This window comes from Halarchaeum acidiphilum MH1-52-1, from assembly GCF_000474235.1.
GTDB classification, from domain to species: Archaea; Halobacteriota; Halobacteria; order Halobacteriales; family Halobacteriaceae; genus Halarchaeum; species Halarchaeum acidiphilum.
Map to the genome: position 1 here is coordinate 1 of NZ_BATA01000039.1, position 23,708 is coordinate 23,708.

The following is a 23,708-nucleotide window of genomic DNA, read 5'->3' on the forward strand; positions in this document are numbered from 1 at the left end:
CGCCGCGGAAAGGCGAACGGCGAAGCGTCCGAGAGGACAAACGCTAACCGAGCGTCGCGTGAACGTCCGGCATGGCGAAGGATCGACAGCTACCGGACGTGCAGGCCACGCAGCCGGACGTCTCGGTCGGGCTGAGTCACGTCGGTGTGACGGGCGTCGAGAAGCTCGTGACGCTTGATCGCAGCGGTGAGCGACCGATCGTGTTGACCGCGGAGTTCGAGGTGTACGTCGACCTCCCGAGAGAGCGCAAGGGCATCGACATGAGCCGGAACATGGCGGTCATCGACGAGACGCTGGAGACCGCCGTCGAGGAGCCGGCCTATCGGGTCGAGGACGTCTGCGGGGAGGCGGCGGATCGCCTGCTCGCGAAACACGACTACACCTCGCGGGCGGTCGTCTCGATGGAGGCGACGTACATGATGCAGGAGGAGACGCCGGCGAGCGAGCGCCCGACGCAGGGGACGGTGGACATCGTCGCGTCCGCGACGGCGCGAGAGGGCGCGGAGACGCGCGAGGAGGTCGGCGCGCGCGTCACGGGGATGACGGTCTGTCCGTGCAGCCAGCAGATGATGTCCGCGCGGGCGGAGGAGAAACTCGCGGCCCTCGGCGTGGACGAGGACGACGTGACGGAGTTCCTCCGCGAGGTGCCGCAGGCGGGGCACTCCCAGCGCGGGCACGCGACGCTGACCGTCGAGACCGCGGGGGCGCCGGGTGTGAATCTGATGGATCTCGCGGAGATCGCGCGGGACGCGATGAGCGCGCGGATCTACAACTTCGCGAAGCGCCCGGACGAGGATCACATGACGTACGCGGCGCACGCGAACGCCCGGTTCGTCGAGGACTGCGTGCGCGCGATGGCGGAGGACGTCGTCGGCGCCTACGACGACCTCGCGGACGACACGGTCGTCACGATGCGTCAGTCGAACGATGAGTCCATCCACCAGCACAACGCCCACGCAGAGCGCGTCGCCGAATTCGGCGATCTCCGCGCCGAAGTCCGCGAGTCGAGCGAGTGAGGGCGGGGCCGACAGGGACGCGCGCCGTCGATTGGGTCGCGGCGCGTCGGCGGACGCGGCGTCAGGCGTGCTCGGCGACGAGCGCCGTCAGTTCCTCGGGACCGGTCGCGGGTCCGTGGAGGTCGCCGCCGACGAGAACGAACGCGGCGCCGGTCTCGACGCCCGCGGCGTCCGGGACGACGACCTTCTCGTGGTCGGCGACGCGGAGCGCGGCGCGGTGGAGGTCGGAGCCGATGCCGTCGCCGACGCGGACCGTGAGCGGGCGCGTGACGAGGCGCGATGCGGCCGCAGCGTAGTCCGCGACCTGCACGCCCATCCGGTCGGCCGCGTCCGCGAACGCGCCGACGGCGTCCCGCGCGGCCCGACGATACGCGTCGTCGTCGGTGAGTTCGGCGAGGTCGAGGAGTCCGTGCGCCATCGTCGCGTTGTCGTCGATCGGGTGGAGCGGTTTGTCGAGCAGGCCGACGGACTCAGCGGGGCCGTCGCGGAACGCGCCGTCCTGCAGCGTTTCGACGGCGTGATCGGCGACGGCCACGGCGACGTCGAGGTAGTCCGAATCGACGGTCTGGGCGCCGCGGGCGAACGCCACCGTGAGCGCCGCGTGGTCGGTGAGGATGCCGGTCGGGGCGTCCGGGTCGTCGAAGCGCGAGACGACGCCGTCGTCGACGAGGGTCTCCGCGAGGTAATCGAGGGTTCGCTCGGCGTAGCGGCGCGCCGCCTCGTCGTCCGTGTACGCGTAGTACGTGAGGAGCGCGTCCGCGGCGCGGGCGTTCTTGCCCGCGTAGGCCGTCGCATCGATCCCGGGTTCGTCCTCGTCGGCGCGTTCCGAGGCCGGCCGATCGAAGTAGTCGCCGGGGTGCTGGCTCCCGCCGAAGGCGTCGCCCGTCCAGAGGGTCGAGGTGAGGTAGTCGACGGCGTTCGACGCCGGTCCCTCGTACGTCTCCCTCCCGGTGTAGAGGTAGGCGTTCGCGAACGCGCGCAGGAGTCCGGCGTTCGTCTCCAGTAGCTTCTCGCGCTGCGGGTCGCTCCAGTCGCGGGCGTGCGCGAAGCGATAGAAGCCGCCGTCGTAGTCGTCCGCGAGATTCCGATCGATGGCCTCCAGCGTGCGGAGGGCCTGCTGGCGCTCGCGCTTCAGCGCGAACTCGATCGTCCGCGGGAGGGGGAACTTCTCGTTCGTCGCCCACCCGCCGAAGCGCTCGTCGTACTGCTCGCCGAGCTGGCCGGCGACGAGCGCCTCGATGTCGTCCGTGACGGGACCCGCGGGCGGGTCCTGCCCCCGGAGCGCGCGGGGGACGCGACCCGCCTCCTCGCCCTTCTCCTCCCACGTCTCGCGGACGCGGTCGAGGACGCCGCGAACGTTCGACGCGTCGAGGTACGTCGCGCCCGCGATGAGATCGCCGGACGGCGTGAGGAACACCGTCGAGGGGAAGCCGCCCATGTTGTAGCGCTCGCGGACGCGCGGGTGTCGATCGGCGTCCGCGCGGACGGGCACGAACTCCTCGTTGACGTTCGCGGCGACGGTCGGCACCGCGTACGCGCCCCGATCCATCTCGCGACAGCGCGCTGACCACGGCGCGACCAGCGAGAGCAGTACGGGTTTATCGGCCTCCTCGGCCTCGGCGAACGCCGCCGGTCCCCACGGGCGCCACTCGACCTTCGTCCGTTCCGCGGACTCGTCCATACGCGTGGGTCGCGCGGAGCGCGGGAAAGCGCTTCGGAGACGGCGGCACGCGAGGTTCGGCGCGTCACGGCGCGACGACGCGAAGCCTCGAAAAGCCCATAACGCGCGAGCGGCTCTAGTCCGAGCAGAGATGGCAAAGCGCCTCATCGCGGGACTGCTGCTCATCCCGCTCGCGGACGCGCTCCTCCTCGTCGCGTCGAGCGCGTTCCTCGACTGGCGGCTCATCGTCGCCCTCGTCGTGCTCACCGGTCTCCTCGGGACGCTGGCCGTGCGCGCCGAGGGCCGACACACCCTGCGGCGCATCCAGCGCTCGCTCGCGCGCGGCGAGCCGCCGACGGACGAACTCGTCGACGGCGGCCTCCTCATCGCCGCCGGCGCGTTCCTCCTCACGCCCGGATTCGTCACGGACCTCGTCGGGTTCGTCCTCGTCTTCCCGCCGACGCGCCGCCTCGTTCGGGGCGTCGTCAAGTCCCGCTACGTCGTCCCGAAGATGGACGACTGGACGGGCGGCTTCGCCACCGGCAACGTCTACACCTTCGGCTTCCCCGGCGACGACGACGGTCGCGGGATGGGGTCGATGGCCGGCGACGGCTTCGGACCGAGCGGTGCGGGCGGTTCCGATGGCGACGACACCGTCGACCTCGGCGACGACGCGTACGACGTCGAGTTCGACGGCGAGGACGATCGCAGGACGAACTGAGCGGATCGCCCGAGGGCGTGGCAACGCGTCCCTCGGTTCCGGCGAAAGGAAACTCTTAACCATACCACGCGGCAACGAAGAGATGGACGCGGGCTAGTAGCTCAACTAGGTAGAGCGCCACTCTGATAAGGTGGAGGCTTGCGGTTCAAATCCGCACTGGCCCACTCGTTTTCCTGACGACCCGACGCCGTCTGTGATATCTTGCGCATTATTCCCGGCTGCTGAGAGTCGTAGGGGACTCACGGTGCTCTTCGGATTCGTCGCCTCAGCGCGGAACTCGCTTCGCGTCCGTTCGCGCACTCTTCTGACGTCGTAGCGCTTCCGGATGGATATGGCGTCGCGAACGTCGTCGAGTGCGTGGACGGCTCTTGGATCGGTCAGCCACGCCGGTGGTGGTCGCTGATCGATTCGGACTTCTTGGACGTGGAGGCGCTGGCCGTCGAGACGTACTGATCGTCCCCCGGGACCTGTCGACACACCAATACGACCGCACGCTCCTGCAAGAGTTCCGGGTAGCCGCCTTCGATTCACCACACTTCTCCGCCCCGCCACGGAACCGAATCGTTGACCCTCGCGGCGCCCAAGCGGACGCATGGGCGATACGTATTCGCGGCGGGCGTTGGCCGCGCTGGCCGTCGCCGGCGTCGTCGGGCCGGGTCTCGCGCACTACTATCTCAACGGGGCTGGTCACCCGCTGGTGGCGAACGTCGTCTTCGCCGTCGGCTACCTCGGCGCGGCGTTCCTCTTCTGGAACGGGTGGCTGCGCCACATCGATATCGGGCCGGCCTGAGACCGATCGGGAGGGGAGCGTTTACGGCCGCGGCGCCCTATCTGTCGGTCATGGCGACAGGAGACGCGACGGGCGAGTGGCCGCTGAAGCGACTGATGAGCGAGGTGGTCGGCTCCGGCCCGAAGTCCGCCGAGGACATGGATCGGGAGCAGGCGACGGAGGCGTTCGAGCGCGTCCTGCGAGGCGATCCCGACCCGACGACGCTCGGGGCGTTCTGGCTGGCGAACCGCTGGAAGAAGAACACGCCGACGGAGCTCGCGGCGTACCGCGACGTCATGGCGCGCGAGTCCGTGGCGTCGGTCGCGCCCGACTGCGATCCCGTGGATTGCGGCGCGAACTACGACGGGAAGGGCCGGACGGCACTGCTCGGCGTCGCCGCGGGCCTCGTCGCGGCGAGCGCGGGGACGCACGTCGTCGTCCACTCTGGCGACCGCGTGCCGTCGGGCGAGGGCGTCGCGTACAAGCACGTTCTCGACGAACTCGGCGTCGCGACCGACCTCACGCCCGCGGAATCCGCGGCGATGACGGACGCCGTCGGCTTCGGCTTCTACTACCAACCGGGCTTCAATCCGGGCGTGCACGGCCTGCTCGACCGACGCGAGCAGATGGGCGTCCGGACGTTCCTCAACACCGTGGAGACGCTCGCGAACCCCGCGGACGCCGACGTCCACCTCGGGAGCTTCTACCACCTCTCGTTCGCGAAGAAGCTCACGGACACCGTCGCGGCGAGCGAGACGGCCGACTTCTCGCGCGTCCTCCTCTTTCAGGGCCTTGAGGGGTACGACGACGTCCGGCCGGGGTCGACGACGGTCGCGGAGTGGGACGGCGACGCCCTCGACGATTTCACGATCGAGACGGACGACTACGGGATGGCGATGGAGGACGCGGACCTCGAAGTCGCGGACGTCGCGGCGGACTCCGCGGCGATCACCGAGGACGTGCTGACGGGGGAGCGGACGGACGGCTTCGCGGACGCCGTCGCGCTCAACGCCGCGTTGCGCCTCTACGCGGCCGAGGACGTCGCGGACATCGCGGACGGACTCGACGTCGCGCGGGACGCGATCGAGACGGGCGCGGCCGCGGAGGCGCTCGCGGACCTGCGAGCGTTCGAGGCGTAGGTCGGCCTTGCAGGTCGACCGAACACGCGACCGGACGGGCGAACGGTGACGCGGCGAGCGGAACGGGGATCGCGATCGTCGCGCCCCGCACCGGTGGCGTTTTCCGTTCTTGTGCCGACTTCCGCGTATGAGCGAGTTGACGGCGACGCTGCACACGAGCGAGGGGGACATCGAGATCGAACTCTATCCGGAGAAGGTGCCGACGACGGTCGCGAACTTCGTCGGTCTCTCGAACGGGAAGATCGCGTGGGAGGACCCCGAGACGGGCGAGGTCGTCGAGAACGAGGCCTACTACGACGACGTGCCGTTCCACCGCATCATCAGCGACTTCATGATCCAGACGGGCGACCGCACCGGCACGGGGCGTGGTGGCCCGGGCTACCAGTTCGACGACGAGTTCCACGAGGACCTCCGCCACGACGACGCGGGGACGGTCTCGATGGCGAACTCCGGGCCGAACACGAACGGCTCGCAGTTCTTCATCACCCTCGACGCCCAACCGCACCTCGACGACCGCCACGCGGTCTTCGGGAACGTGATCGACGGGATGGACGTCGTCGAGACGATCGGAAACGTCCCCACGGATCGGAACGACGAGCCGATGACGGACGTCACGCTCGAGTCCGTCTCGATGAACGGCGACACGCGCGACATCGACTACTCCGGACTCGGCGTCTAGAGCGAAGGATCAAACGCCCGCGGACCTCACACGCGAATATGAGCGATGCCGACGATCCGATCGATCCGGCGCGCGTCGGCGAGGCGGACGCCCCGCCCGTCGATGAGGCGCCGTACAAGGTGCTCTTCGAGGCGAACAAGTGCTTCGGCGCGGGGAAGTGCGCGGCCGTCTCCGACAACTGGGAGATGGACATCACGTCGGGGATGGCGCGCCCGCAGACGTACTTCTTCGGCGAGGACGACCTCGCGCACAACGTCGCGGCCGCGGAGGCCTGTCCGGCGAAGAAGGACCGCGGCGTCATCCACGTCGTCGATCGGCGGACGAACGAGGAGGTCGCGCCCGACCCGGAGGGGGACGGCACGATCTCCGTCGACTGGTAGCGCGCGAGCGAAAGCGGTTTGCGACGCCGGCGCGAAGCGCCACTCGCGAGAGTGGCCGAGCGGCCAAAGGCGGCGGGCTTAAGACCCGCTCCCGTAGGGGTACATGGGTTCGAATCCCATCTCTCGCATGCTGTCGCGAACGACTGTGAGCGACGCATCGAGGCCGTGGGATTCGCGGCCCAGCGAGTCGCAGCGCGAGCGGAGAGAGTGATCGTCTTGCGTTGGTTCGAATCCCATCTCTCGCATGCTGTCGCGAACGACCGTGAGCGACGCGTCGAGGCCGTGGGATTCGAACTTCGGAGTGTCCGCGACGTGAGTTCGAATCCCATCTCTCGCATTTCGGCGACCTCCTCTCGCGTTTCTGCGTGCAGTCGCCGCCGTCGCTCGCCGCCGCGTTCGTCCCCGTAGCGACGGCTTGCGCGTCGTCTCCCGTCGAGCGCGCGGGGACCACGTTCTTGTACGCGGCCGTCGAAGCCCGACGCATGTACGACCGGATACTGGTGCCGACGGACGGGAGTCCGGAGAGCGAGGAGGCGGTGGACGAGGCGATGGAGCTCGCCGACTTGACGGGCGCGACGGTCGTCGCGCTGTACGCGGTGGACACGCGCGACTACAGCACGCTCCCGGAGTCGAAGTGGGCGGCGCTCCAGAGCGAGCTGCGATCTGAGGGGGAGGACGCGGTCGAGGCGGTCGCGGAGCGCGGCGAGGCGGCGGGCGTCGAGGTCGAGACGATCGTCGCGGAGGGCGTCCCGCACGAGATCATCCTCGAGACGGCCGCGGGGGAGGACTGCGACGCGATCGTGATGGGGACGCACGGGCGCAGCGGCGTCGAGCGCTTCCTGTTGGGGAGCGTGACTGAGAAGGTGGTGCGCCAGTCCGATCTGCCGGTCCTCGTCGTGCGGGTGGGCGGGGAGGAGTGATCAGCCGAGGAGGAGCCACGCGATCCCGATGGCGATACCGGCGCGACGAGGTTGACGGCCGCGTTGAGGGCGGCGCGGGCGCGCTCGCCGGTCTCCCAGAGGCGGACGGTCTCGACGGCGAACGAGGAGAAGGTGGTGAACGATCCGCAGACGCCGGTGCCGAGGAGGAGCGAGGCGTCACCGCCGACGCCGGCGAAGGTGATCGCGGCGAGGGCGAAGCTCCCGAGGACGTTGACGGCGAGTGTGCTCGCGGGGTACGACTCGACGTCGACGAGTTCGCCGACGAGGGTGCGCAGGAGCGCGCCGACGGTCCCGCCGATGCCGACGAGGTACGCGGGATCGTTGAGGGCGGGGTTCACGCGGACACACCTCCCGCGACGCGGCGGGCGAGCGCGCGGCCGGCGAGGACGGCGGCGAAGCCGAGCGCGTAGTTCGCGACGACGTTGCCGACGAGGACGAGCGGTTCGGACTGCGCGCTCTGGACGGCGAACGTGCTGTACGTCGTGAACGAGGAGAGGAACCCCGTGGAGACGGCGAGGCGCGTCTCGGGCGAGAGCGAGCCGGCGTAGATGGACTCGTAGAGGACGAACCCGAGGAGGAAGGCGCCACAGACGTTCGCGAGGAGCGTCCCGCCGAGACCGGGGAGGAGGAGTCCGGCGATGTGGCGGCAGTTCGCGCCGGCGAATCCGCCGAGGGCGATCAGTGCGACGACTTCGAGCCGGGAGAGGAGCGTCCCGGAGGTGAGTGTACCGGTGGACATGGCTGTCGGTGAGAAGGCGTCATCAGCCGGCGTGTCCGGCGGTTGTGGTGGGCGGACGCCATCGCCGCGCTCGTCTCGTCCGTCGGCGCGCACCCACTTACGGGCACCGGTGCGGAGCGCAACGCCCATTTCCGTCGCGGGCCTGTACACGCGTATGAGCGAACGAGACATTCAGGGCGCCTTCGAGGCCCACGCGAAATTCGAGAGCGCGGGCCCGGGTGCGGGGTACGAGCCGACGGCGAACGACTGGGAGGCGCGGGCGTCGGTCGAGGACGGGGCGGTGACGGTGACGGTGCGCGTGCCGACGCTGTCGGCGGCCGTCACCGAGCACGACGACGTCGCCGCGGTCGTCGAGGACGGCTGGTTCGAGACGCTCGAACTCCGGTTGGCGGACGCGACGAACGTCACGCGCGCCGACGTGATCGACGACCCGAGCGTCGAGCGCACGGACGGCGAAGTCGTCTTCGAGGCGACGATCGACGCGCGACCGGGGAACGCCGCGGACGACGCGCTCGCGGTCGTGAACTACGTCGAGGGCACGTGGTTCGAGGGGATCATTCCGGGCTACGACTACCGACCGGACGTGCAGGACCTCCGCGACCGCGCGGCGGGGAACGCGCAGACGGATCGGCTCTAGTCGACGCGTTCGTCGAGCACCGCCTCGACGCGCTCGCGGACGTCGTCGAGCGGCTGTTCGGCGTCGATGCGGACGAAGCGTTCGGGTTCCGCGGCGATCAGTTCCTCGTAGTTCTCGCGGACGCGTTCGAGGAACGCGGCCTGTTCGAACTTGTTCGTCGCGCCAGCCCGTTCGGCGGCGATCTCGGGATCGATATCGAAGTAGAGCGTGCAGTCGGGCGGACGGGTCCACGGTTCGTGGACGCGGCGCACGTAGTCGAGGGGGTCGTCGAGCACGCCGTCGAGGGCGACGCCTGATAGGCGTATCGCGAGTCCGAGTAGCGATCGGAGACGACGACGTCGCCGCGCTCCAAGGCGGGGCGGACCGTCCGCGAGAGGTGGGCGGCGTGGTCGGCGGTGTAGAGGAACGCTTCGGCGAGCGGGTCGGCGTCGTCGTCGCGCACGGAGCGCAGGACGGCCTCGCCGTACCACGAGTCCGTCGGCTCGCGGGTGAACGTGTAGCCGTCGTCGCGCGTCTCTCGGAGCGCCCCCCACGCGGTCGTCTTGCCGCTCCCGTCGATTCCTTCGAGCGTGACGAGCATACGCGTCGTTTCCGACGGCTCGGTTTAGCGGTGGCGATCCGGGGGCTAGCTTTAGGGCCGTTCCGGCTGAATCGCTCGGCATGCAGGTCCTCGTGACGGGCGGGACGGGATTCATCGGGACGCATCTCTGTCGCGAACTCGACGCGCGCGGTCACGACGTGACGGCGCTCTCGCGGTCACCGGACGGCGACGGCGGTGACCTCCCGGAGAGCGTCGCGACGGCGATGGGGGACGTCACGGCCTACGACTCCATCGAGGGGGCGTTCGAGGGGCAGGACGCCGTGGTCAATCTCGTCGCGCTCTCGCCGCTGTTCGAGCCGAAGGGGGGCGACGAGACGCACTTCGAGGTCCACTTGGAGGGCACGCGGAACGTCGTCCGCGCGGCCGAGGAGCGCGGCGTCCGCAAGCTCGTCCAGCTGTCGGCGCTCGGTGCGGACCCCGAGGGCGAGACGGCGTACGTCCGCTCGAAGGGGCAGGCCGAGCGGGTCGTTCGGGCGTCCGATCTCGCGTGGACGATCTTCCGGCCGTCCGTCGTGTTCGGCGACGGTGGCGAGTTCGTCTCGTTCACGGAGACGCTGACGACGCCGTACGTGACGGCGCTCCCCGGCGGCGGGGGGACGCGCTTCCAGCCGCTCTGGGTGGGCGATCTCGTCGGACCGCTCGCCGACTCGCTCGACGCCGCGCACGACGGCGAGACGTACGAGGTGGGCGGGCCGGAGGTGCTGACGCTCGCGGACGTCGCGACGGCCGTCTACCGGGCGAAGGGCCGATCTCTGACGGTGCTCTCGGTGCCGATGGCGCTGGCGAAGGTCGGGATGTCGCTCGCCGACCCGCTCCCGTTCGTGCCGTTCGGGAGCGACCAGTACCGATCGCTGCGCTTCGACAACACGGTGCCGGAGAACGACGTGACGGCGTTCGGGCGCGATCCGAGCGGGCTGACCCGCCTCACCGAGTACCTCCGCGAGCGACGCGGCGACGCTTGACCCCCTCTCACGGCTTCAATCGTGGGCTTTCACCTTGCACAACTGGAATGCGACCGCGGAGGGGCGGGGAGGGGACGCGGCGTCGCCGCGCGCGTCGCCCCCGATCGCGAGTCAGACGGTGAAACCGCCGTAATCGTTACGTATCGCGGTCGGTCGGACAGGTGTCACACCAACACTTATCCGTCTGATCGCACTCACCACCATCAACAGCCACCAGCATGAAACTCGCAATGATCGGCTTCGGACAGGCCGGCGGAAAGATACTCGATGCGTTCCTCGAACACGACGAGCAAGCGGGGAGTAACGTCGTCCGGGCGGCGGTGGCGGTCAACACGGCGAAGGCCGACCTGATGGGATTGGAGCACGTCCCGGAGGAGAACCGGGTGCTCATCGGCCAATCGCGGGTGAAGGGCCACGGCGTCGGCGCGGACAACGAACTCGGCGCCGAGATCGCCGAGGAGGACATCGACGAGATTCAGGGCGCCATCGACGGCATCCCGGTCCACGAGATCGATGCCTTCCTCATCATCACGGGTCTCGGGGGCGGTACCGGCTCCGGTGGGTCGCCCGTGCTCGCGAGCTACCTCAAGCGCATCTACACCGAGCCGGTCTACGGGCTGGGCGTCCTCCCGGCCAGCGATGAGGGCGGGATCTACACGCTGAACGCCGCGCGTTCCTTCCAGACGCTCGTCCGCGAGGTGGACAACCTCCTCGTCTTCGACAACGACGCGTGGCGCAAGACGGGCGAGTCGATGCAGGGCGGCTACGAGCAGATCAACGACGAGATCGTCACGCGATTCGGGATCCTCTTCGGCGCGGGCGAGGTCGAGCAGGGCGGCGAGGTGGCCGAGAGCGTCGTCGACTCCTCCGAGATCATCAACACGCTCGCGGGCGGCGGCGTCTCCACGATCGGGTACGCCGCCGAGAGCGTCGCCGACGAGAAGCAGAGCGGCGGCATCCTCTCGCGCTTCACCGGCTCGAACGGAGAGAGCGCGCTCGACTCCGCGAACACGACGAACCGCATCACGTCGCTCGTCCGGAAGGCCGCGCTCGGGCGTCTCACGCTCCCCTGCGAGATCGATGGGTCCGAGCGCGCGCTCCTCGTGACCGCGGGTCCCTCGAAGTTCCTCAATCGGAAGGGGATCGAGCGCGGGCGCAAGTGGCTCGAAGAGCAGACGGGATCGATGGAGGTCCGCGGGGGCGACTACCCCGTCGAATCCTCGAACAAGGTCGCGGCCGTCGTCCTCCTCAGCGGCGTGACGAACGTCCCGCGGATCAAGGAACTCCAGCAGGTGGCCATCGAGGCGCAGGAGAACATCGGGGAGATCGAAGAGGAGAGCGAACAGAACTTACAGGAGCTCGTCGAAGACGATGACGATGAACTCGAGCCGCTGTTTTAGCGTCGCGATCGCGGCCCTCCTGCTGCTCGCGGCGGTCGCCGGTACCGCGGCCGCCGTCGACGTGAGCGGTGACGTCCCGCAGAGCGCACAGGTCGGCGCGAAACAACAGACGCAGTTCACGTTCACGGACCCCTTCGACGGCCAGTACAACGAGTGGACGCTCCGCGGCGAGACGGAGCTGACGGACGTCTCGTGGGTCGTGACGACCTACGACAACACCGGCGCGCAGGTCGACAAGCGGGTGTTGAACGGCCAGTCGTTCGACTACCACCTCAACGCCACCTCCGGCGTCACGAAGGTGACCGTCGATCTGACCGGGACGACGCCGCGGGTCGAGCAGTGGAGCTACGATCCGGCGCAGACGGTCACGTACGCGACGTTCACGCAGGCCCAGCGGGGCGGTTCGTCCGCGACGATCGAGTCGTGGGACGGCGTGCGGCCGTACACGCAGGACAGCCAGCGGGCGCGTGACGCCATCGATTCGGCCGCGGCGGCCATCGACGACGCCTCATCGGCGGGCGCGAGCGTCGGCGACGCGCGCGATCTCCTCGACAACGCGAAGTCCGCGTACGACGCCGGCAACTTCGATAACGCCGTCTCGCTGGCGACCCAATCGAAATCGAAGGCGAACGCCGCGTCGTCCTCTCAGCGGACGAAACACTGGGCGCTCATCGGCGGTGTCGTCGTCGTGGTGCTCGTCGTCCTCGCGGGGATCGTCTGGTGGTACCTGAATCAGCGCGACACCTACGATCGGCTCGGCTAGATCCGCACGCCTTTCTACAGGCGGAATCGGGCGAGTGCCTCGGGGTCGTCCGCGAGAGCGAAGCCCTCTCGTGATGACGAGGCGCCGAAGGCGTCTCGAATCGCTCGTCCCCGAGGTACTTCACGCTCCGACGGATAGCGGGTGGCGATGCGGACGCTCATTCCGTTCGACGCGACCGATCCGAAGACGCGTCTCTCGTCGCTGTTCGCGCCCGACGAGCGGCGCGAACTCGCAGCGGTGATGCTCGGCGACGTGCTCGACGCGGTGCGCGCGGCGGGCGGCGACCCGCTCGTGGTCGCGACGGGGGACGTCGACATCGATGCGCCGGTCGCGGTGGACGACCGGCCGCTGAGCGACGCCGTGAACGCGCGCCTCGACCCGGACACGGCGGTCGTGATGGCGGACCTCGCGCTGGCGACGCCGCGCGCGCTCCGCGCCCTCTTCGCGGCGTCCGGCGACGTCGTGCTCGCGCCCGGTCTCGGCGGCGGGACGAACGCGCTCGTCGTCCGCGACGACGACTTCGGCGTGGACTACCACGGCGCGTCGTATCGCGATCACCTGCGGAACGCCGCGGCGGCGGGCTGTTCGATCCGGGAGTTCGACGCGACGCGCCTCGCACTCGACGTGGACGAGCGCGCGGACCTCGCGGACGTCCTGCTGCGCGGGGAGGGGCGGACGCCGGGCTGGCTCCGGGACGCGGGCGTCGCGCTCGCGACCGACGGGGGTCGGACGAGCGTCACCCGGAAGCGGTAAGGCGGTCGCGGGCGACGCGCCGAGCGATGGACGCACGACTGTGGCGGGCGGCCGGGACCGTCGTCGCGCTGCTCGGACTCGCGGCCGTCGTCGGCGCCGCGGCGAACCTCGGGTTGGCGGCACTCGGCGCACCGACGGCGTTCGGCGCACCGGTCTCGATCGCCGTGGCGGTGACGGTGATCCTCCCGCTGGCGGACGCGTACACGATCCTCGGACGGGGTGTGGACACGGACGCCCTCCGCGAGCGGGGCCGACTGCGACTCGCCGCCGAGATCGTCTTCGCGGCCATCGGCTCGTTCGCCGTCTCCGGGCTGCTGGCGGCGGTGATCTTCGTGGACGGGACGCTGTGGTCGTTCGTTCTCGTCGTCGTGGCCGGCGTCGCCGTCGGCTACGGGACGTTCGTCCTGCGCAATCGCGCGTACTACCCGAGCGAGTAGGCACGCACTGTCGCCGTAGCAATCCTTTTCGGGACGGACGAAGTAGCGGTGGGCGTGTTCCCGGGCATCGAGGCGTACGACGTCGACGTGACGGTCGACGAGCGCGACGTGGAGCGGGCGCTCGCGGTCCGACCCGCCGACGTCGCGGCGGCCGACGAACTGTCGTTCGCGCGGAACGTCTTCCTTCCGCTGACGACGGCGTGCCGCTACACGTGCACGTACTGTACGTACTACGACCCGCCCGGGCAGGCGTCGCTGCTGACGCGCGAGGAGATCCGCGAGACGTGCCGGCAGGGTGCGAACGCGGGCTGTACGGAGGCGCTGTTCACGTTCGGCGACGACCCGGACGACCGCTACGCGGAGATCCACGCCGAACTCGACGAACTGGGCCACGAGTCGATCCACGACTACCTCCGCGAGGCCTGCGAGATCGCCCTCGACGAGGGATTGCTCCCCCACAGCAATCCGGGCGATCAGACGTACGAGGAGATGGCCGCGGTCGCGGACGTGAACGCCTCGCTGGGCGTCATGTTGGAGACGACGGCGGAGGTACAGGCCCACGGCGGGCCGCGCTCGAAGGTGCCGGGCCAGCGGCTGAACACGATCGCGAACGCGGGGAAGCACGGGATTCCCTTCACGACCGGCATCCTCGTCGGGATCGGCGAGACGTGGCGCGATCGGGCGGAGAGCCTGCTCGCGATCCGCGAACTGGATCGGCGCTACGGGCACGTGCAGGAGGTGATCGTCCAGCCCGTCTCGGACAACGAGCGCTGGCACGAGGGGTCGCCCTCGACGGCGACGATGCGCCGCGTCGTCGCGATGGCGCGCGCGGTCCTCCCGGAGAGCGTGTCCGTGCAGGTGCCGCCGAATCTCATGGACGCCCGCGACGTCGTGGACTGCGGGATCGACGACTTGGGGGGCGTCTCACCCGTTACGGACGACCACGTGAACCCCGAGTACGCGTGGCCGGCGCTGCGCGAACTGGAGGAGGTCGCCGAGCACGCGGGCGTCCCGCTCGCGGAGCGCCTCCCGACGTACGAACGTTATCTGAACGAGGAGTGGCTGTCCGAGCGCGTGCTGGCCGCTCTCGACGCCCCGGACGACGCCGGCGAGCGCTATCGAACGGTCCGCGCCGGCACGTAGCCCGCGGCAAGTATTGCAAGTACCTACGAGTCGGGGTGTGAACCGATTCGGCCGCACGGATCCGGCCCATCGCGACTGTGTGCGCTTCTCGGGAAATCACGGCGTCGCTGATGCCGGCAGTATGTCGGGATAGCCGGGAGTGGTGGCACTGCTTGCGGGCATACGCAGAAAGAGGGTCGCGCGCGTACAGGATGAAAACAGTGAGTCTGAACACGACTGAACAGTGGAAACAGGAGAAGCATCCCCTCGACGTCGTCGAGGACCTTCGCGAGTACGCGGAGGAGGAGCTCGACTTCGAGGCGATCGAGGAGCGCGCGGGCGACGGCGAGTGGGAGCGCCTCAAGTGGGCCGGGACGTACACCCAGAAGCAGGAGGGGTATTTCATGATGCGGACGAAGGTGCCCGGCGGCCACCTCACCCCCGAGCAGGCCGAGGTCATCGGCGAAGTCGCAGAGGAGTACGCGGTCCAGCCCGAGGAGGAGTACGAGGAGGTCAACGACGACTACTGGGGCGACGCCTACCTCGACATCACGACGCGACAGGACATCCAGATGCACTGGATCCGCGTCGAGGACGTCACCGAGATCTGGGACAAGTACGACGAGGTCGGTCTCACCACCATTCAGGGCTGCGGTGACTCCGCGCGCAACGTTCTGGGCTGTCCCGCGGCGGGTCTCGACGACCACGAGTGCTTCGACGCCCAGCCCGTCATCGACGCCGTCTCCGACTACTTCACCGGGAACCGCGAGTTCGGGAACCTCCCGCGGAAGTTCAAGATGACGATCACGGGCTGCAAGCACGACTGCGCGCAGTCCCAGATCAACGACGTCGGGCTCGTCCCCGCGAAGAAGAAGCTCGACGGCGACGACGCCGGCTACACGTACGGCTTCCACCTCCGCGTCGGCGGCGGTCTCTCGGACGGCCCGCGGATGGCCTCCGATCTCGACGTCTTCGTCCGCCCGGAGGACGCCGTGGAGTTCTGCCGCGCCGCCGCACAGACGTTCAAGGAACTCGGCGACCGGCACAACCGCGGCGTCTGCCGGATGCGCTACCTCGTCCAGCAGATGGGCCCGGAGAACTTCGAGCGGGCGCTCCGCGAGCGCTGCGACGTCGAGCTTCCGACGTGCGGCGTCGACCTCACCGAGGGCTACGTCGGCGACCACGTCGGCGTCCACGATCAGAAGGAAGATGGCCTGAAGTACGTCGGATTCAACGTCATCTCGGGCCGCATCGGCGGCGACGAGTTCACGCAGGCCGCCCGCGCCGCGAAGAAGTACGGCACGGAGGACTCCACCGTTCGGCTCGCCACCGACCAGAACTTCCTCATCACGCACGTCCCCGAGGAGAACGTCGAGGACCTCGTGAACGAGGAGTTCGCGCAGGACTACCAGCCCGATCCCGGCCCGTTCTCGCGCGGCGCCGTCGCGTGTACGGGCACCGAGTACTGCAAGTACGCGATCATCGAGACGAAGGCCCGCACGAAGCAGTGGGCGCGCCAGCTCGACGAGCGGATCGACACGCCGGACGACCTCGACGTCGTCCGGATGCACATGTCCGGGTGCTCGGCCTCCTGCGCGCAGCCCCAGATCGCGGACGTCGGCTTCCGCGGCGAGACGGTCAAGCTCGAAACCGCGGACAACAGCGAGGACGATATCGTCGAGGGCATGGACTTCGGTCTCGGCGGGAGCCTCGGCGCCGACAACGCCTTCATCGACTGGGTGGAGACGGCCGTCCCCGCCGGCAGCGTCACCGACGCGCTCGGGGAGCTGTTCGCCGTCTACACCGAGGAGCGGACGGAAGGCGAGCGCTTCTACGAGTGGACGCGCCGCGTGGACAACGACCGCCTGCGCACCGTGATGCAGCGTGCGGAGGGTCCCGTCTCCACGGGGGTGGCGCACGGTGACTGAGCGCCCCCGGCCGGGCGTCCCCGAGACGGGTCGCTCGAACGAGGAATCCGGCTCCGGCTCCGGCTCCTGCGGTGACGACTGCGGGTGCGGTACGTCGAGCAAGGAGGTCCGCGCGGACGGCGCGGGCGCGGTGAACGTCGACGAGAACGGCCAGCTCGGCGACGTGGAGTTCACCGAGCCGTCCTCCGGCAAGAGCCAAGACGTCGACTCGCCGGGCGCCGAACCCGATAAGCGCGTCGGCGTCCCCGAGGGCGTCGACCTCGACACGCCGAGCTACTCCATCCGCTCGGAGATGAACGACATCGAGACGCCCGACGATAAGACGTGGTTCATGGAGCTTGACGAGGCGGTCATCGACGCCGACCGCTGTATCGAGTGCGGGACCTGCGTCGCCGCCTGTCCCTCCGACTCCATCGGCGTCGGCGACGACGGCAAGCCAGAGCTCGTCAAGATGTGTACGGGCTGTTCGATGTGTTGGGACTTCTGCCCGCGCGGCGGGATGCGCTACGAGCGCCAGTGGAAGATCACCGGCGGCGAGGACAACGTCAGCGGCGCCGGCGACCCCATCACGGAGTTCACGGCGCAGGTCCGGGACGACTGGCACGACGAGGCGCAGGACGGCGGCGTCGTCACCGCCGTCCTCTCCTCGCTCCTCGAGGAGGGCGAGATCGACGGCGCGCTCGTCGCCACCGAGTCCGAGGAGGACCCGTGGAAGGCCGAGTCCTTCCTCGCGACGAGCCACGAGGACCTCGTCGAGAACGCCGGGTCGTTCTACAACCAGACGATGGCGCTCGGGAACCTCGACCTCGATCAGTGGGAGCATAAGCTCCCCGAGAAGGACTTCGAGGACCTGAACCTCGCCATCGTCGGCACGCCCTGCGAGATCGAGGGCATTCGCGCGCTGCAGGACTTCGACTGGCGCAAGGGCGCCCAGAACGAACTCATCGAGGCCGTGGAGTACCGCATCTCCCTGATGTGCACGAAGAACTTCAACTACGAGCGCCTCATCGGGGAGCAGCTCGCGGAGAAGCGCGACATCTACCCCGAGGACATCGGCAAGCTCGACGTCATCGAGGGCGAGATGCGCGTCTACGACACCGAGGGCGAGCAGATCATCGCCGAGGACGTCGGCGAGTTCCACGACGCCACCCTCAAGGGGTGTGACGAGTGCGCGGACTTCACCGGCATGACCTCCGACATCACCGTCGGCTCCGTCGGATCCGCGGACGGCCATTCCTCAGTCATCGTCCGCACCGAACAGGGGATGAAGGCGTGGGAGACGGCCGAGCACGCCCTCGAACACCGCGACCTCGACTCGCGCAAGGCGGTCGGCAAGCTTCAGGGCTGGGACAAGAAGAAGGCCTTCGAGGCCCTCGAACGGCCGTTCGATCCGGACGCCCCGCGCTTCATCGACTACACCGACCACGCCGAATACTACGGCACGCAGGTCGCCCCGCACGACAAGGGGCACTAAGCGGCCGCGTTCTCCTGCGATTTAATCCACCTCAACATCGGTCTGGCCGGTGTGACCGTCCTCAACCCGCAGCCCGGAGGTATCCATCGCGTTTTCGAACTCGTCCTGTACGTCCTCCGGGGGTTCGTCATCGAGGAGGCTCACGACGACGATTGCGACCGAGGAGAAGATGAACGCGGGAACGAGCGCGTAGAAGCTACTGACGTCAAGGGCAAGCCAGAAGGCGACGGTGCCCATCCCGACGATCATCCCAGCGTACGCACCAAGTTTGGTGAGGCGCTTCCAGTAGAGTGCGGCAATGATAAGGGGGCCGAAGGATGCGCCGATGCCACCCCAACCGCCGAGGATGACGTTGAAGACGTGGCCGGAGGGACTTGCCATCCAGACCGCGGCGGCGATGATGACAACGAGCGCGCCGCGCGAGACGAGCGTGATTGTGCGGTCGCTCGCGTCCTCGTCGACGAAGCGCTTGTAGAGGTTGTAGGCAACCGCGTTCGTGGCGACGAGGAACTTGGAGTCGCTCGTGCTCATCATGCCGGCGAAGGCCCCGGCGATAAGCACGCCGACGAGCCAGTTGGGGAGCAGTTGCATTGATAGGAGGGGCATGATCTGGTCCGTGTTGGAGATGTCGCCGAGATACGCGCCGGCCGCCCAGCCGAGGAATATGGATCCGTAGACAGCGAAGACTACCCAGACCATCCCGAGTAGGGAAGACCGGCGGAGGTTTCGGTGATCGTCGATGCTCATGTACCGGACGAGTATGTGTGGCTGCCCTGGGTATCCAAGACCGATGCCGAGCGTTCCGGAGAGGAAGCCGACGACCGCGAATAGACCGGACTGGGAACCGAAGAGGGACACGGCAGCGCCGTTCGCCGAGTGGAGGGCCGCGAGCCCGGCTGAAACGCTTCCGATTCCGATGAACCCGATAAGAGGGAGGATGAGGACGGCGGCAAGCATTACAATCGACTGCAGAACGTCTGTGTAAGAGACAGCGAGGTAGCCTCCGACGAGGGTGTAGACGAGAACCAAGCCGGCGCCGATGAGGGTCCCAGTGAAGAAGTCGAAACCGAAGACGGCGTTACTGACCTTTCCGGACCCAATGAACTCGCCGGCGGTCGCGATGCTGTAGAAGATGACGAGACTGATCGATCCGACGAACTTGATGACTCCGTAGTTGTCCCGAACGCGTTCTTCGAGGAAGTCAAGGATGGTAATCGAACCGAGCAGGCCGCTGTATCGCCGGAGGCGCTTCGAGAGGACGTACCAGTTGAATGCCGTCCCGACGATGATACCGATACCGATCCAGATCGCAGGGAGACCGGTGACGAACGCCGTGGCGGGGAGCCCGACGAGCAGCCACATGCTCATGTCGGAGGCCTGCGCGCTGAGACCGACGACCCAGTGTTTCATCCCGCGACCTCCGAGAGCGAAGTCCTCGAAGGTCTCCGTACCGTAGTAGCCGTAGACACCGATGAGAAACACTGCCCCCATGTAGAGCACGAACGTGACCGTCGAGAGGGCGACCATTACGCCTCACCCCCACATGTTGGCTTCCGTGATTCCTCGTTCTCTTTCCCCCACCACATGTAGTAGCCGATCGCGAACAGGATTATGACAACGGGCGGTCCCCAGAGGACTATCAGATCGAGTGCTGTGAGTGACATCTTCTCACACACTTCTATATCGTGAGATTAAATAGGTTTTGGTCACTAAAATCCCGGGAGAATATTGCAAACGTCGCTATCTCTCGTCCAGGAAGCTTTCGACGGCGTTGTAGTGCGCGTCCGGTTCTTCCCAGAACGGCATATGGCTACTCTCGGAGAACTCGACGAGTTTCGAGTCGGGAATCCGCTCCGCCAGAACCTGCGCAACGATTGGACTGATCTCATCGTGTGTCCCTGTTAAGATCAGCGTCGGCGCCTCGATACCTCCGATCTCCTGCCGGACGTCCCAGTCCGCGAGTCGCGCCTCATCCAGCAGCACGTACTCGTTCGGTCCCCACATGATTCCGTAGGCGTCCATATTGATGCGCTCGAACGTATCAGCGACTGGTCTCGGATAGGGGTCCATTCGGCAGACGTGGGCACGGTACGCCCCGTCGAGAGCCGCCTCGTAGGACGGGGCGTCGAATCGACGGGTCCGTTCGAACTCCTCGATACGTTCCCGATCCGATTCGGGCAGTTCATCGAGGACGCGGCGCATCGACTCATAGCCAGACTGTGTGTCGGGCATTGTGTTCGCCAAGATGAGGCGCTCGACACATTCTGGGTACCGAAGCGCGTACTCCTGAGCGAGCATGCCGCCCCAGGACTGTCCATAGACCGTGATCGTGTCGACGCCGATCGCGTCTCTAACAGCGTCGACCTCGTCGCAGTAGTGATCAACGGTGTAGCGATCGAAGTCCCCCGGTGCGGGGCCATCCGACACGCCGACACCAAACTGATCGTAGAGGTACACCGATCGTTCCGCACTGCCGTGCCGCGCGAGCGGGAGCAAGTAGTCGTGGGGCATACCCGGACCGCCATGTAGCGTGAGGATGACATCGTCACCGCGCCCGAATCTCCGGTAGTAGAGCCGATAATCCTCGACGTCGAAGTAGCCTTCCGAATGGTTGAGGTCGAGATAGTTCTTTGCGCTCATGTGCCATCTGTGTTAGCTGCTTACAATAAATCCACGCCACGAGCGGCGGGTTACCCCCCCCGCGCTGGAACGGCGGCGTCCAGCGCCACGACTCAGGTCCGCGGGTTGACGTTGACGGGGATGCGTAGGCGTCGAGCACTGAGTGATTGTCGCTGACTGGAAGAACGACGGCGTCGCGCGACGTCTCGCTTGTACCACTTTCGGCACGTCCGACGCGACGCTCGCCCCCGCGGAGGCGGTGGTGGTCGATGAGGAAATCGATGACGGGGAACGCGCCGCCGAGAGCGGTGGTGAGGCGCGCCGAGACGCGGCGTGACGGGAAGCAGAACGGCGAGCGCCGCGCCCCATCGCCGCGCGCGTCATGACCGACCATCATCCGTCCCGCTACAACGGTCCTACTCGAGGAGCGGCGTGCCGTCCGCCCGCGGCCCGAGTTCGGGACCGAAGACGGCCGCGTCGGTGTCGATGCGACGGCGTTCGGTGTAGTCGGTGGTGCGCTCGACGGGCGGGCGGCCGATGGCCGAGAGCATCTCGACGTAGTCGCGGAAGGAGCGGAACTCGCCGTACTCGCCGCCCGCGCGCTTCGTGATCTCCTCGGAGAGGATGGTGCCCATGAAGTCGTCCGCGCCGCAGTTGAGGAGCTTGAGGCCGAACTCGTCGCCGTACTTCACCCACGAGGACTGGATGTGCTCGACGTTGTCGAGGAAGAGGCGCGCGACGGCGATCAGCAGTTCGTCCTCGGCCTTCGAGGCGCCCGATTCGACGACGCCGTGCTCGTGGAGCGGCGTCTCCTGATGGATGAAGGAGAGCGGGACGAACTCCGTGATGTTGCCCGTCCGGTCCTGCAGATCGCGCAGGACCTTCAGGTGCTCCACGCGGTGGGCCTCGTTCTCGACGTGCCCGTACATCATCGTCGCCGTCATCGGCAGTCCGACGTCCGCGGCGGCCTCCATCGACGCCACCCACTCTTCAGTGCTGATCTTCCCCGGGCAGATGATATCCCGTACTTCGTCGACGAGGATCTCCGCCGCGGTCCCCGGCACCGTCTTCAGTCCGACGTCCGCGAGCTCGCGGTAGACGCGCTCGTAGCCCCAGTCGGCGCCGCGCTGGGCGTGATCGACCTCCTCGGGCGTCATCGAGTGGACGTGCGCCCCGGTGTCGGCCATCGCGGCGATCTGCTCGCGATACGTCGTCGGGTCCGTCTCGTACGCTTCGGGGGGTTCGTAGTTCAGTTCGGGATCGTCGGGATCGAGGAGTTCGCGATGCTCCTCGTTCAACCCGAGCGCGGGGTGAAGCCCCGAGACGGACGTCACCTCGTAGACGCCGCGCTCGACGGCGTCGCCCACGATCTCGCGGGATTCCGCGGGCGTCTTCGTGAACCCGCCGTGCTCCTGCTGGTAGTCGGTCTCGAACTGGTGGGCGGTGTCCTTGAAGTTGCAGAAGAGACAGCCGGTGTTGCACGCCGTCGTGACGTTGTTGTTGACGTTCGCGATGAACGTCACCTCGTCGCCGACGACCGCGGCGCGACGGCGGTCCGCAGCCTCGAGGACGAGTTCCTTACGCCGCGAGTCGATCCCGTCGACATCGGTGCCGGTCGTGATGAGTTCGATACCGTCGTCGACGGTGAGACGCACGCCGTCGCGGGCCTTCGCGAGCGCGTTCTCGAAGGACTGGTCGCTCGCCGGAACGACGTCGAAGCCGAACTCGTCGGCGTCGAGGTCCGCCGCCCGCTCGTCGATCCAAGACATACTCCCGCGTTTCGCGTGCACACCCAAAAGCGGGCGGGTCCCGTCAGGCGAGCGGGGGAATCGGTGACGACGATCTCACGCGATCCGCGTCGAACGCCCCGTGACCCGCTCGTAGACGAGGGAGACGACGGCGGCGACGCCCGCGAGCGCGAAGAGCGCGTCGATGACCGAGACACCCTCCGCGACGAGACCGTAGACGCCGACGATACCGAGTCCGACGGTGAGCAGGCGGTCGTGCTCGGGGATCCGATCGCGGACGGGGACGAGGATCCCCGTGAGAGCGACGAGGACGAGCGGAACGTAGGAGAGCGCTTCGGGGAGCGGTGCCGAGCCGAACGTGTAGGATCCGATGCCGGCGACGACGATCAGCGCGTACGCGGCGCTTCGGTAGTCGAGGGAGTCGCGGAGGGCCATATGTGCCCGGAGGCGCGGCGCGGAGAAAAGCGTTCGGCGCGGGAGCGACGCGACGATGCCGTCGCGCCGTCGCTCGTGTGTTCGGATCGGCGCTCGCTGACGCTCGGCCCGACCTATTCCACTTGGAACCCCATCTCTTCGAGAATGCCGGGCACGCGATCGACGTGGTCGCCCTGAATCTCGATGGTGCCGTCGCTCACGGTGCCGCCCGCGCCGAGTTTCTTCTTCAGTTTCGTCGCGATGTCCTGCAGGTCGGTGGCGTCCTCGTCGAATCCCTCGACGATGGTGACGGGTTTGTTGTACGTGCGGCGCTCGACGCGCACCGAGAGCTGTTCTTCGGCGCGCGCGAGGTCCTCTTCGATGCCCGGGATGTCCGCGAACGGGTCGTCGTTTGCCATGCGTGGGTGTTGTGGGTGCCGGGCAAAGAAGCCGGCGGGCGATCAGAGCACCTACTCGTCGTGCACGTCTCGACCGAGGGCGAGACCCTGCCAGAGAACGTAGAGGACGATCGTTGCGATCGCGAACCCGGCCGCGGCCTCGGTCACGAGCCGACTGAGCGTGAAGAGGAGGGAGCCGGGTCGTCCGTATCCGACGTTCCGAAGGCCGAATCCACCGATGAGGGTGACGACGAACCAGCAGGCGAGCACGCCGGCGATCGGCCGCGATCGCGCGAGCAACTCGCGTGTGGAGGGCTGTCGAATCATACGCACGGCTATCCACCAATCACTATAACTGTTCGGGCGAAAAACGGCGGAGAATGGGTGGTCGACCGGCGATACCGGGGG

General features: G+C 68.0%; 26 protein-coding genes, 2 tRNA genes, 2 pseudogenes and 1 riboswitch. Of the genes and pseudogenes, 19 read left to right on the forward strand and 11 right to left on the reverse strand.

Features of this window, described 5'->3' with window-relative positions:
- The first annotated feature begins 71 nt into the window (after window positions 1-71).
- Entirely contained in the window at window positions 72-1,016 is a 945-nt protein-coding gene (gene mptA, locus AOZ13_RS08160) for a GTP cyclohydrolase MptA (protein ID WP_021780308.1), read from the forward strand.
- A gap of 61 nt (window positions 1,017-1,077) precedes the next feature.
- On the opposite strand, the gene AOZ13_RS08165 is transcribed toward mptA, so the two are convergent.
- On the reverse strand, window positions 1,078-2,697 hold the full coding sequence (locus AOZ13_RS08165) for a DUF255 domain-containing protein (protein WP_021780309.1): 1,620 nt from the start codon (window positions 2,695-2,697) through the stop codon (window positions 1,078-1,080).
- A 130-nt stretch (window positions 2,698-2,827) separates the two neighbouring features.
- On the opposite strand from AOZ13_RS08165, the gene AOZ13_RS08170 reads away from it, so the two are divergent.
- From AOZ13_RS08170 to AOZ13_RS08205, 8 genes are all read left to right on the forward strand, one after another.
- A complete protein-coding gene (locus AOZ13_RS08170) occupies window positions 2,828-3,397 on the forward strand; it encodes an FxsA family protein (protein WP_020221223.1) in 570 nt (189 codons plus the stop codon).
- A gap of 90 nt (window positions 3,398-3,487) precedes the next feature.
- Window positions 3,488-3,561, forward strand: a tRNA-Ile gene (locus AOZ13_RS08175).
- A 428-nt stretch (window positions 3,562-3,989) separates the two neighbouring features.
- On the forward strand, window positions 3,990-4,187 hold the full coding sequence (locus tag AOZ13_RS08180; RefSeq protein ID WP_020221225.1) for a hypothetical protein: 198 nt from the start codon (window positions 3,990-3,992) through the stop codon (window positions 4,185-4,187).
- Between the two features lie 50 nt (window positions 4,188-4,237).
- On the forward strand, window positions 4,238-5,305 hold the full coding sequence (locus tag AOZ13_RS08185) for an anthranilate phosphoribosyltransferase (RefSeq protein ID WP_020221226.1): 1,068 nt from the start codon (window positions 4,238-4,240) through the stop codon (window positions 5,303-5,305).
- A gap of 127 nt (window positions 5,306-5,432) precedes the next feature.
- Window positions 5,433-5,984, forward strand: coding sequence for a peptidylprolyl isomerase (locus AOZ13_RS08190; protein ID WP_020221227.1), 552 nt, complete (start codon window positions 5,433-5,435; stop codon window positions 5,982-5,984).
- Window positions 5,985-6,022: 38 nt separating this feature from the next.
- A complete protein-coding gene (locus tag AOZ13_RS08195) occupies window positions 6,023-6,364 on the forward strand; it encodes a hypothetical protein (RefSeq protein ID WP_020221228.1) in 342 nt (113 codons plus the stop codon).
- Window positions 6,365-6,409: 45 nt separating this feature from the next.
- Window positions 6,410-6,492: transfer RNA gene (locus AOZ13_RS08200), tRNA-Leu, on the forward strand.
- A 354-nt stretch (window positions 6,493-6,846) separates the two neighbouring features.
- Entirely contained in the window at window positions 6,847-7,284 is a 438-nt protein-coding gene (locus AOZ13_RS08205) for a universal stress protein (RefSeq protein WP_044957336.1), read from the forward strand.
- On the opposite strand, the pseudogene crcB reads toward AOZ13_RS08205, so the two are convergent.
- Window positions 7,285-7,643 (reverse strand): annotated as a pseudogene (gene crcB / locus AOZ13_RS08210) (fluoride efflux transporter CrcB).
- Window positions 7,640-8,044, reverse strand: coding sequence for a CrcB family protein (locus tag AOZ13_RS08215; protein WP_020221230.1), 405 nt, complete (start codon window positions 8,042-8,044; stop codon window positions 7,640-7,642). Before AOZ13_RS08215 ends, crcB begins: the two are co-directional and overlap by 4 nt.
- 6 nt (window positions 8,045-8,050) lie before the next feature.
- Window positions 8,051-8,119, reverse strand: a riboswitch (Fluoride riboswitch).
- A 79-nt stretch (window positions 8,120-8,198) separates the two neighbouring features.
- Here AOZ13_RS08215 and AOZ13_RS08220 point away from each other — a divergent pair.
- A complete protein-coding gene (locus tag AOZ13_RS08220; RefSeq protein ID WP_020221231.1) occupies window positions 8,199-8,681 on the forward strand; it encodes a DUF5813 family protein in 483 nt (160 codons plus the stop codon).
- Here AOZ13_RS08220 and tmk read toward each other — a convergent pair.
- A pseudogene (gene tmk, locus AOZ13_RS08225) lies at window positions 8,678-9,261 on the reverse strand (dTMP kinase). The gene AOZ13_RS08220 and the pseudogene tmk sit on opposite strands and share 4 nt — an antisense overlap.
- Before the next feature lie 80 nt (window positions 9,262-9,341).
- Between tmk and AOZ13_RS08230 the strand changes: the two are divergent.
- The 8 genes from AOZ13_RS08230 (at window position 9,342) to AOZ13_RS08265 (ending at window position 18,121) form a co-directional block, all read left to right on the forward strand.
- On the forward strand, window positions 9,342-10,244 hold the full coding sequence (locus AOZ13_RS08230) for a complex I NDUFA9 subunit family protein (protein WP_020221233.1): 903 nt from the start codon (window positions 9,342-9,344) through the stop codon (window positions 10,242-10,244).
- 218 nt (window positions 10,245-10,462) lie between these two features.
- Window positions 10,463-11,644, forward strand: a complete 1,182-nt coding sequence (locus tag AOZ13_RS08235) for a tubulin/FtsZ family protein (RefSeq protein ID WP_021780312.1) — start codon at window positions 10,463-10,465, stop codon at window positions 11,642-11,644.
- Complete coding sequence (locus tag AOZ13_RS08240; protein WP_021780313.1) at window positions 11,622-12,407, forward strand: hypothetical protein; 786 nt, start codon at window positions 11,622-11,624, stop codon at window positions 12,405-12,407. The genes AOZ13_RS08235 and AOZ13_RS08240 overlap by 23 nt, the downstream gene beginning before the upstream one ends.
- A gap of 147 nt (window positions 12,408-12,554) precedes the next feature.
- Window positions 12,555-13,160 (forward strand): 2-phospho-L-lactate guanylyltransferase, encoded by a 606-nt coding sequence (gene cofC / locus AOZ13_RS08245; protein WP_049934019.1) that lies wholly within the window; start codon window positions 12,555-12,557, stop codon window positions 13,158-13,160.
- A gap of 26 nt (window positions 13,161-13,186) precedes the next feature.
- Window positions 13,187-13,597, forward strand: a complete 411-nt coding sequence (locus tag AOZ13_RS08250; protein WP_021780316.1) for a hypothetical protein — start codon at window positions 13,187-13,189, stop codon at window positions 13,595-13,597.
- 54 nt (window positions 13,598-13,651) lie between these two features.
- Window positions 13,652-14,740: a 7,8-didemethyl-8-hydroxy-5-deazariboflavin synthase subunit CofG gene (gene cofG, locus AOZ13_RS08255; RefSeq protein ID WP_020222604.1), complete on the forward strand. Its 1,089-nt coding sequence runs from the start codon at window positions 13,652-13,654 to the stop codon at window positions 14,738-14,740.
- A 206-nt stretch (window positions 14,741-14,946) separates the two neighbouring features.
- On the forward strand, window positions 14,947-16,647 hold the full coding sequence (locus AOZ13_RS08260; RefSeq protein ID WP_049934021.1) for a nitrite/sulfite reductase: 1,701 nt from the start codon (window positions 14,947-14,949) through the stop codon (window positions 16,645-16,647).
- The gene (locus tag AOZ13_RS08265; protein ID WP_148286719.1) at window positions 16,604-18,121 is read left to right on the forward strand and encodes a Coenzyme F420 hydrogenase/dehydrogenase, beta subunit C-terminal domain; all 1,518 of its coding nucleotides are present in this window, start codon (window positions 16,604-16,606) and stop codon (window positions 18,119-18,121) included. The genes AOZ13_RS08260 and AOZ13_RS08265 overlap by 44 nt, the downstream gene beginning before the upstream one ends.
- Before the next feature lie 21 nt (window positions 18,122-18,142).
- Here AOZ13_RS08265 and AOZ13_RS08270 read toward each other — a convergent pair whose 3' ends face one another.
- The 3 genes from AOZ13_RS08270 to AOZ13_RS08275 form a co-directional block, all read right to left on the reverse strand.
- Entirely contained in the window at window positions 18,143-19,648 is a 1,506-nt protein-coding gene (locus AOZ13_RS08270; RefSeq protein ID WP_020221609.1) for a sodium/proline symporter, read from the reverse strand.
- Complete coding sequence (locus tag AOZ13_RS14205; RefSeq protein WP_020221610.1) at window positions 19,648-19,785, reverse strand: hypothetical protein; 138 nt, start codon at window positions 19,783-19,785, stop codon at window positions 19,648-19,650. Before AOZ13_RS14205 ends, AOZ13_RS08270 begins: the two co-directional genes overlap by 1 nt.
- A 76-nt stretch (window positions 19,786-19,861) precedes the next feature.
- Window positions 19,862-20,761: a proline iminopeptidase-family hydrolase gene (locus tag AOZ13_RS08275; protein ID WP_020221611.1), complete on the reverse strand. Its 900-nt coding sequence runs from the start codon at window positions 20,759-20,761 to the stop codon at window positions 19,862-19,864.
- A gap of 142 nt (window positions 20,762-20,903) precedes the next feature.
- Here AOZ13_RS08275 and AOZ13_RS14210 point away from each other — a divergent pair, with 142 nt between their 5' ends.
- Window positions 20,904-21,077, forward strand: coding sequence for a hypothetical protein (locus AOZ13_RS14210; protein ID WP_020221612.1), 174 nt, complete (start codon window positions 20,904-20,906; stop codon window positions 21,075-21,077).
- 79 nt (window positions 21,078-21,156) lie between these two features.
- Here the strand turns inward: AOZ13_RS14210 and cofH are convergent, their stop codons facing one another.
- From cofH to AOZ13_RS08295, 4 genes are all read right to left on the reverse strand, one after another.
- Complete coding sequence (cofH, locus tag AOZ13_RS08280) at window positions 21,157-22,509, reverse strand: 7,8-didemethyl-8-hydroxy-5-deazariboflavin synthase subunit CofH (protein ID WP_020221613.1); 1,353 nt, start codon at window positions 22,507-22,509, stop codon at window positions 21,157-21,159.
- A gap of 75 nt (window positions 22,510-22,584) precedes the next feature.
- Entirely contained in the window at window positions 22,585-22,923 is a 339-nt protein-coding gene (locus tag AOZ13_RS08285) for a hypothetical protein (protein WP_020221614.1), read from the reverse strand.
- 113 nt (window positions 22,924-23,036) lie between these two features.
- The gene (yciH, locus tag AOZ13_RS08290) at window positions 23,037-23,321 is read right to left on the reverse strand and encodes a stress response translation initiation inhibitor YciH (RefSeq protein WP_020221615.1); all 285 of its coding nucleotides are present in this window, start codon (window positions 23,319-23,321) and stop codon (window positions 23,037-23,039) included.
- A 51-nt stretch (window positions 23,322-23,372) separates the two neighbouring features.
- Complete coding sequence (locus tag AOZ13_RS08295) at window positions 23,373-23,627, reverse strand: hypothetical protein (protein ID WP_020221616.1); 255 nt, start codon at window positions 23,625-23,627, stop codon at window positions 23,373-23,375.
- Window positions 23,628-23,708: the final 81 nt, after the last annotated feature.